This window comes from Micromonospora phaseoli (assembly GCF_900109115.1).
Classification (GTDB): Bacteria; Actinomycetota; Actinomycetes; order Mycobacteriales; family Micromonosporaceae; genus Micromonospora; species Micromonospora phaseoli.
Genome location: NZ_FNYV01000025.1, coordinates 1 through 8,316 on the forward strand (window position 1 = coordinate 1; position 8,316 = coordinate 8,316).

At 69.9% G+C, this 8,316-nt stretch carries 7 protein-coding genes and 1 pseudogene; 2 read left to right on the plus strand and 6 right to left on the minus strand.

Annotated elements, in window-relative coordinates:
• Positions 1-161: 161 nt before the first annotated feature.
• A complete protein-coding gene (locus BMY89_RS29565; RefSeq protein WP_092383782.1) occupies positions 162-1,124 on the minus strand; it encodes an AraC family transcriptional regulator in 963 nt (320 codons plus the stop codon).
• An 82-nt stretch (positions 1,125-1,206) separates the two neighbouring features.
• On the opposite strand from BMY89_RS29565, the gene BMY89_RS29570 reads away from it, so the two are divergent.
• Positions 1,207-2,091 (plus strand): Rossmann-fold NAD(P)-binding domain-containing protein, encoded by an 885-nt coding sequence (locus tag BMY89_RS29570; protein ID WP_198414185.1) that lies wholly within the window; start codon positions 1,207-1,209, stop codon positions 2,089-2,091.
• On the opposite strand, the gene BMY89_RS29575 is transcribed toward BMY89_RS29570, so the two are convergent.
• From BMY89_RS29575 to mhpA, 3 genes are all read right to left on the minus strand, one after another.
• Positions 2,082-3,536 carry a pectinesterase gene (locus BMY89_RS29575; RefSeq protein ID WP_092383784.1) on the minus strand — a complete coding sequence of 485 codons (1,455 nt, stop codon included), beginning with the start codon at positions 3,534-3,536 and terminating at the stop codon, positions 2,082-2,084. The genes BMY89_RS29570 and BMY89_RS29575 overlap by 10 nt on opposite strands.
• 198 nt (positions 3,537-3,734) lie before the next feature.
• Positions 3,735-4,052 carry a MerR family transcriptional regulator gene (locus BMY89_RS29580; protein WP_092383785.1) on the minus strand — a complete coding sequence of 106 codons (318 nt, stop codon included), beginning with the start codon at positions 4,050-4,052 and terminating at the stop codon, positions 3,735-3,737.
• 637 nt (positions 4,053-4,689) lie between these two features.
• A complete protein-coding gene (gene mhpA / locus BMY89_RS29585) occupies positions 4,690-6,228 on the minus strand; it encodes a bifunctional 3-(3-hydroxy-phenyl)propionate/3-hydroxycinnamic acid hydroxylase MhpA (RefSeq protein ID WP_092383787.1) in 1,539 nt (512 codons plus the stop codon).
• A gap of 419 nt (positions 6,229-6,647) precedes the next feature.
• Between mhpA and BMY89_RS29590 the strand changes: the two genes are divergently transcribed.
• A complete protein-coding gene (locus BMY89_RS29590; protein ID WP_092383789.1) occupies positions 6,648-7,208 on the plus strand; it encodes an ATP-binding protein in 561 nt (186 codons plus the stop codon).
• 21 nt (positions 7,209-7,229) lie between these two features.
• Here BMY89_RS29590 and BMY89_RS29595 read toward each other — a convergent pair whose 3' ends face one another.
• Positions 7,230-8,102 (minus strand): hypothetical protein, encoded by an 873-nt coding sequence (locus BMY89_RS29595; RefSeq protein WP_092383791.1) that lies wholly within the window; start codon positions 8,100-8,102, stop codon positions 7,230-7,232.
• A 122-nt stretch (positions 8,103-8,224) separates the two neighbouring features.
• A pseudogene (locus tag BMY89_RS29600) lies at positions 8,225-8,316 on the minus strand (transcriptional regulator); the annotation flags it as partial.

The window sequence follows — 8,316 nt, forward strand, 5'->3', positions numbered from 1 at the left end:
ATGGGTTCGCCGGCGAGTGGTGAGATGGCTGGTGAGGCGGTCTTCGCTGGTTTCACGTCGTCCATGGTGCCATCAACGCCATCGATCGTCCGGTGGATCCGGGACCAGTACTCCGATGGCGACCGGAAGTGGTCGGGTGGCGATGACAGGCTCTCGACCGATCAGTCGACTGCGGCGCCGACGGGGGCCGGATCCCGGCGTCGTGCCCGGGAGGGCGGCACGCCACGGATGCGCCGGTAGGCGTTGCTGAACGAGAAGGCGTCGCCGTAGCCGACCCGCCGCGCGACCTCGCTGAGGCCCAAGCGTGGTTGGTCACGGATCAGGTCGGTGGCGACGGCCATGCGCCAGCGGGCCAGGTGGGTCAGCGGAGCGACACCCACCCGTTCGGTGAACCGTCGAGCGAACGCGGCGCGTGACACCGCGGACTGCTCGGCGAGGCCGCTGACGGTCCAGGGCCGGCCCGGCTCCGCGTGCATGGCGCGCAGCGCCGGCCCGACGACCGCGTCGTCGAGTGCGGTGGCCCACGAGGGTACGTCGTCCGGCGCGGCGCGCAGCCAGCTGCGCAGCGACGCGAGGCCCAGCACTTCCATCAGGCGGTCCACGGTGACCTGTTGGCCGGGCCGGTCCAGCACAGTCTCTGCCGCCACGACGTCCAGGATCGGCGTCACGTGGGGGTTCGCCGACAGCACGACCAGTGGGGGCAGGTGCTCGGCCAGGAAACGGAAGCCCTCACCGGAGGTGTGGAAGGACGCCACGAGCACCGACACCGACGCGCCGGGGTTACCGAAGGTCCGACCGCCGATGAGGCACGACTCGCTGAGGTCGGCGCCCGTGGCAGGGTCGTAGCAGGCGTCCCGGTCGGTGACGACCACGTCGATCTTCGACGCCGGCGTGTCCCCGAGCCGCAGTGGGACCCCGCCCTCGGCGACGGCGACGTCACCGCGGCCCAGGTGGACCGGCGCACCGTTGCCGCGAGTCACCCACATCTCGCCGGCGATGACGGCGGCGAGCACACACGGGTCATCGGTCTGGACCGAGAGGCCCCACGGAGGATCCACCAGCGTTCGCCCGACCATCGAACCGGTGACGCGCAGATCCCGCAGGGCGAGGTCGATCGGGTCCATGAGAGCGAGGGTAGACGCTCACGCATGCTTCTTCGACTGATGAGCATGGAAAGTCTCGTCCCGGTCCGGCACGGTGAGTGCCATGAACAATTCACACTCCGCCACCTCGATCGGCGCCAGGACCGGCGCCAACCTCGGACAGGACCGCCCGGTGCTCGTCATCGGCGGCACCGGCAAGACGGGCCGACGGGTCGTCGACCGGCTCACCCGCTCGGGATCGCCGGTGCGGGTGGTGTCCCGGTCATCGGCGACCCGCTTCGACTGGGACGATCCCGCGACGTGGCAGCCGGCCCTCGCCGGTACGCGCTCCGCCTACGTCGTTGCGCCGGACGGGCCGGTCGAGGTGGCCCGATTCGCCGAACTGGCTGCCACAGCGGGTCTCGAACGACTCGTGCTGCTCTCGGCCCGCCAGCCGGACCAGGGCGGAGACGGTGTGCTCCCCGAGGTCGAACGCGCTCTGCTCGCCGGTGCGGTCCCCGTGACGATGCTGCGCCCGTCGTGGTTCGTGCAGAACTTCACCGAAGGCATGTTCGCCCCCGAACTCGCCGCCGGGGTGCTCCGACTGCCCGTCGGCGACGGACTGGAGCCGTTCATCGACGCGGACGACATCGCTGAGGTCGCCGTCGTGGCACTCACCGAGGCCGAGCACCAGGGCGCTGTCCACGAGCTCTCCGGACCGGCGTTGCTCACCTTCGCCGAGGCCGTCGACCTGGTCGGCCGGTCGATGGGACGGGACCTGAGGTTCGAGCCGGTGGATCCAGCCGACTGGACCGAGGCGGCGGGGACGTACCTGCCCGCACCGATCGTGGCGCTGTTGGACAACCTCTTCACCGGCATCCGAAACGGCGACAACGCCCACCTCTCGAGCGGCGTCAGCGACGTGCTGGGTCGGCCGGCGCGATCGTTCGAACGGGTGCTGTCCGCAGGGAGCGCGATGGGGCAACTCCTCGTACCCGATCAGCCGTAGCCGATGGGGACGGTGAACGCCGAGTAGGCCGGCTGGCTGATCCCGGCGGCGCTGGTGGCGGTGACCCGTACCCGCAGTCGACTGCCGGCGTCGGTGTCGGTGACCCGGTAGGTCCTGCTGGTGGCGCCGGGGATCGGCGCGCAGACCGGCTCGGCGTGATCGCAGCGTTCCCACTGGAAGGCGTACCGCAGGTTTCGCTGGAACGGCCAGGTCCCCGCTGTCGCGGTCCCCACCGCCAGGTAGGGGTCGATCGGGCTGTCGAGCCCGCTCAGTTGCGGCGGTATCGCGTTGAAGGGCACCGGCGCCGACTGGTACGCGCCGGGATCGCAGCCGCCGGCCAGGAAGCTGCGGCGGGTCTGGCCGTGCTGGTCGGTGCCGTCGCAGAGCGGGTCGCCGGCCGGGATGCTGCCTCGGATCGTGCTCGCCAAGCCGAGCGGGTGGGTCGGCGTCGTACCGGTGTCCGGCTCCGCGAGGGGCCGCAGGTCGACGTCGGCCGCCGCCACCCGCCGGCCGCAACTGCCGTCGGCGCTGACGTTCTGGTCGGCCATGTCGATGACGGGGGAGTGGGCCAGCGTGCAGTCGCCGCCGGCATTGCCGGTGAACAGCGACGCGGTGATGTGTGCGGACTGGTGCGGATCTCCGAAGGTCATCAGGGCCGCCGGTCCCTGGTTGTCGGCGACCGTGGCGTGTCGCAGCCGTAGCCCGCTGTGCACCACGAAGATCCCGCTCGCGTGGGTGCCGGCAGCGTTGCCGGTGATCGTCGAGTCCGCGATCTGTGTCGCCGAGAAGAGTGCGTACACGCCGCCACCTGAGACGGCGGCGCGGTTGCCGGCGACCGTGGACTTCTCCACGATCAGCCCGAAGAGGGACGAGAAGATTCCGCCACCGTCGGAGCGGGCGGTGTTGCCGGCGATGATGCTCTCGCTCACCCTGGCCGTGGCGAAGGCCGCGATCCCGCCTCCGGAACCGCCTGCGTTGTGCCACAGCCGGACCTGCCGCACGGTCAACGGCCCGATGCTGGTGATCCCACCGCCGTCGCGATCGCCACCGCCGACCCCGTTGACGATGCTCAACTCCGCCACGTGAAGTGCGTCGCCCTGCCATGAGTTGATCACCATGTCACGCTGCGACCCATTCAGGATGGTCGTGTCCATGCCGGCACCGATCAGGCTGACCGAGAGACCCCACGGGATGGTGACGTTCTCGTCGTACCAGCCGGGTCCGATCCGGACCGTGCCGCCGGAGGTGACCCGGCCAACGGCATGGGCGACGGTGCGGCAGGGGCCGGTCGAGGCGCCGCAATCGGCTGAGTCGGTACCGGACAGTGCGACGGCCACCTCCGCGAGCGGACCGTCGGCGGACGCCGGTGCCGGCGGTACCGCCAACGTGGCCACCACCGCCAGAACGAGGGGGACAGGGATCCGGATCAGGGATACGCCGGCCATGCTGAGCCTTTCGACAGAGCCACCACCGAAGCCCGGTGGCATCAGCGTAGCCGCCTCGCCGGTCCACTGAACCGTCCTGATGGCGACACGGAACTCCGTTGTGAGCGGCGGCTCTTCACGCGCCCGAGCGCTGTGGGGCAGCGGGGGGAGCGTGCCAGACGGTCCCTCTCGTAGCGGAGAAGAACCGTGCGGCGGTCGTCAGGCGCCGGCTTCCTGCTGGCGTTGGTACTTCTCGTTCTGCCGGAGGGCTTCTTCGAGCTGGTCCTCGAGGATGATGATCCGGCAGGTGGCTTCCAGCGGGGTGCCCAGGTCGACCATCTCCCGAGCCCGGGCGGCGAGGCGCAGCTGGTAGCGGGAGTAGCGGCGGTGCCCGCCGGCTGACCGGAACGGGGTGATCAGCTTCGCCTCGTCGAGCCGGCGCAGGAAGTCCTGCGAGGCGCCGGTGATCTCCGCGGCGCGGCCCATGGTGTAGGCGGGGTAGTCGTCGTCTCCGAACATGTCATCGGGTTGGGCCATATACATCTCTCCAGGACGAGGGCCCCGGCGCGGGAGCGCCGGGGCCCAGGGTTACGGGTCGAATACACCATCTACCGACAGGTTCGTCGGGTTGTCATATCCGCGCCTGCCGCCGTCGGCGGTGTGGGGCGCGAGGATCGCATAAGCGTGACCGGAGACCACCTCTCGTTCGATGGAAACTGCGGTGTCCACCCCAGAGCCGGAACTGCGTCCTGGTGGCGGGCGATCCAACGGTGTTCAGCCCTCCCTTTCCTCTGCTTCCGATATCTGTGCTGTCGTGCTGCCCGCCGGTGTCGAAGCCCCACGCAACTTCATGGCCTCGCACACGTGCGGCGAACTGTCCTGCCAGGCCGGGCGCCGAGTCAGTACCGCCCCGCCTGCTTCGCCCTGACCTGGACCTGCCTCAGGGCGCTACTTCCACGTGCCTTGCCTTGCTATGCGGTGACGGTTACGTCCACCGCGGTGCCGAGCGAGCCACGACATGGTTCCGGGCCCTGCTTGATGCTCGGTCTTCGTCTGCGTCTTCCTCGGATCTCGTCTGTCAACATCAGGAACACTAGTCAGTCGCGGCGAAAATGTCTAGCGCGTCGAGCATAGATTTTCTCGGCGGCCGTCTCGGCTTTCCGGATGGCGGCGGCTACCCGCCGGTGTTGCCGGTGGGGCCCGAGAGGTTTCCGTTGGAGTCGGGTAGGAGAGTGCGGAACTCCGACAGGTCGCGGACGGCACCGAGGACGGTGCCGTCGGGGCGGACCATTGCCGCGTGGGCACGGCCGTTCTTCAGCCACCGGTGCAGTTCGCTGCCGGCGCGGGCGGCGACGAGGACTATTCCGCGCCGTTCGATGTCTGCGTGGAGGGCAGCGGGCGGCTCGGCGGACGTGACGATCGCGAAGCGCCCGGCGGCCACGTCGTCGAGGCGGCGCTGCCCGTCGAGGACGGCGTTCGGGCACAGTCGGCCCGCGAGGGCGCGACGCAGACGTGGCCGCAGCACCAGAGCGGACGGGCGCAGCGCGGGCGTCTGACTGTCAGTGGCCAGGTCCGTGAGGCCCGGCACGAGATGCAGCCGTGGCGCCACCGCGCGGCGGATGAGGTCGCCCACCCGGCCGCCGGCCGTCATCGCCGTGCCGATGAGCTTCGCCAGTTTGATCATGGCGGTGGCGTGTTGCCTGCGTTCGAGCTGGTAGGTGCCGAGCACGGTCTCGGGCAGGGTGCCGTCAAGCACGCCGGCGAGTTTCCAGGCGAGGTTCATCGCATCGCGCAGCCCGGCGCCCATGCCCTGGCCGATGAATGGCGGGGTGAGGTGGGCGGCGTCGCCGAGCAGGAACACCCTGCGGTCGCGCCACCGGTCGGCGACCTGCGCGCGGAAGGTGTACTCGGCGGCACGGACGACCTCCAACGCCGTGATGGGGATGTTCCCGGTCCACGGCGCGATCAACGGATGCAGCCGGTCCGTGTCGCGGAAGTCCTCGGCGGTCTCCCCGGGCGACAGCCGGAACTCCCAGCGGTAGCGGGTCTTGCCGATCCGCATGTACGTCCCGGCGCGTTCCGGGTCGCAGAGTTGGTGCACCCCTTCCCACTGGCCGAGGTCGGCTTCGGTGGCCACGTCGATGACGAGCCAGCGTTGCGTGAACCCGAGGTCCTGCATGGTGGCGCCGATCGCGGACCGGGTCAGGCTTTTGGCGCCGTCGCAACCCAGGACGTACCGCGCGTGGACGATGTCGTGTTCGCCGGTGGCCGTGTCGGTGACGTCGAGCCGCACGACGTCGGCGTGCTGGGTCAGCGCGGTGACCTCGGTGTTGCCGCGCAGGGTGACGCTGCCGTAGGTCGTCAGATTCCGACGGAGGATCGCTTCCAGCTCCGGCTGGTCGAACATGCTCCCCGCCGGATAGCCGTGCCGGCCCGGGGCCACATCACGCTGAAACTCGGCCAGCACCCGCATGCTCCGGTCGACCAGTCGCAGGCCCCGGTGTGGCCTGGAGATGGCGGCGAACTCGCCCCGGAGGCCGAGGCGCGCCAGGATGCGGTGAACCTCGTCGTCGAGGGCGACGGCACGGGGCAGGGGATAGAGCTGCTCCCACCGGTCGAGGATCAGGCACTGCACGCCGTACTGGGCGAGCAGCGTGGCTGCGGTGAGCCCGGTGGGGCCCGCGCCGACGACCACTACCGGAACCACGTTCACCGGGTGGCCTCTGCGGCCAGCTCACGCATCGGTTGCCGGGCAAGGATCTTGGCCATGCCCAGGGGGATCAGCGCGGGCAGGACCGCGCGGATGACTACAGCGAGCGTCATGACATATCCACCAATCGCCGTTCATCGCATAACGGCCTCGACGACGTCACCGTCCTGGAGCTACTGGGGTTGCGCGCCGGGCCCCTGAAGAACATCTTCCACGTCACCGGGGGCGGCAGCAGCGAGGCGATGACCTCGACCGGCTTCGGTGAGGCGATCAGGGCCGTCCCGACGGGCGTCGGCTGACCATGGACGGCGCACTTGCCCGATCTGAGCCGAGAACGGGCAGCCGCTGCGTTCCAGAACGCCGCCGAACTCGCGGCGACGGTAGGCTGATCCGGCGGCGCAGAGTACATCTTCGATGTCAGCGTGACCGAGGCGACGTCTGGGGAGGCCGATCTCATTCCCGAACTCGTGATCCTCACGGGCCCGATCGCGGCCGGCAAAAACACCGTGGCGGACCGGCTCACCCACCTGCTGACCGAACGTGGCCACACCGTCGTGGTCGCCGATCTCGACGACGTGGCGGCGATGGTAGGACCGCCCGGCGCGGGCAGGGCCGGCCTGTGGTTCGCGGCCCACGAGGCACACGGCGCGCTCGTCGGCCAGTGGATGCGCACAGCCGTCGACTACGTCATCGCGATCGGACCGTTCGGGACAGCCCAGGAGCAGGCCGCACTCACCCGTACCCTCCCCGACGGCGTGACCATGCTGTGGGTCGTCATCGACGCGCCGGTATCGGTCACACTGCCGCGCGCGCAGGCCGACCCAGGACGACAGCTGTCCCGGGACGCCACGTTTCATCACTCCGCCCACCAGCGTTTCCGCAAGCTCCTGCCGGCGATCCCCGCCGACGCGACATTCGACTCGCAACATCTGGACCCGGACCAGATCGCGGCCGCCATCGCGCAGACACTCGGAGACGGGTGACCGCTGCGGAACGCCGCACCCTCAGTAGTACGGCCGGGACATCATCTGCTGGTGCAGGTCCATGTGTCGTTGCAGGTCGTCGTGCGCGTCGTGCCGCTGCTGCTCCAGCAGCCGCAGCGGCCACAGCACCGTGACGACGATCAGGGCCGCCAACCCGAAACTCCAGAAGCCTTCGATCCGCAGCGGTGTCTCCGACCAGCCGCTCAGCCAGGACAGCACCCACAGTTTGAGCCCGGCCAACGTCAGCCGGACCGGCAGGGCCAGGTACGGGCCGGTCACCTCGAACCAGACCATGTGATACAGCTGCGCCAGGACGGCGAGCGTGAGCAGTTGGAGCCAGCCGGGGCCGGGCTCCAACCACACGCCGCCGACCAGCGCGAGGGTCAGCGCGAACGCGGCCAGGGTGAGGGCGACCTTGAAGACCTCGCGCGCCACCTGGCCAGGCCGGTGGAACGGCCAGCGGACGAGCGGCCACACTGCCAAGGTGGTCAGTGCGACGGTCACCGCGACGCCGTAGCCGTCCACCGAGAGCCCGAGGTCGGCCCGCGCGGCCAGGAGCAGCGCGAGCGGAGCCACCAGTGACCAGACCGCCAGGCCGAGGACGACGCCCAGAACACCGACCAATCCGATCACGAAGATCGGGTCGATGAGGTCATAGTCGTCGGCCTCGAACGACTCCTGGGCCCGCTGCTTCGCCTTGTTCAGCAGCCAGTAGCCGGGAGCCGGCAACGCGACGGTGGCGACGAAGACGAGGACAGCGGCCAGCAACAGGGCCAGCAGCGTACGGGCTGCCGGGCCGTCGAGCCGGACGCCCGGCAACAGCAGGTCCGCTACCCAGATGCCCAGGGCGGCACCGATCACCCGCGTGGACCAGTTGAACGCACGCCGCCTCATACGGTCAGTCTAGGAAGCGGAACACCGAGTAACAATCGCTGCGATCTATACCTGTGCCGTCCGTGCGGTGCCTCCTGATCCGGCCGTCGACGGCGTCGGGTGCGGGTCTCTGACGGTGTCGCTCAGCGGGTTTTCTTGGTGGGTCGTTTGCGGGGTGGGGTGAGTAGGTCGGCGATGGCGGCGATGGCGGTGGGTACGAGGCGGTAGTAGGCCC

Coding starts and splice junctions, on each gene's coding strand:
- BMY89_RS29565 (WP_092383782.1), bottom strand. CDS start 1,124: ATGGACCCGATCGACCTCGCCCTGCGGGATCTGCGCGTCACCGGTTCG.
- BMY89_RS29570 (WP_198414185.1), top strand. CDS start 1,207: ATGAACAATTCACACTCCGCCACCTCGATCGGCGCCAGGACCGGCGCC.
- BMY89_RS29575 (WP_092383784.1), bottom strand. CDS start 3,536: ATGGCCGGCGTATCCCTGATCCGGATCCCTGTCCCCCTCGTTCTGGCG.
- BMY89_RS29580 (WP_092383785.1), bottom strand. CDS start 4,052: ATGGCCCAACCCGATGACATGTTCGGAGACGACGACTACCCCGCCTAC.
- BMY89_RS29595 (WP_092383791.1), bottom strand. CDS start 8,102: ATGAGGCGGCGTGCGTTCAACTGGTCCACGCGGGTGATCGGTGCCGCC.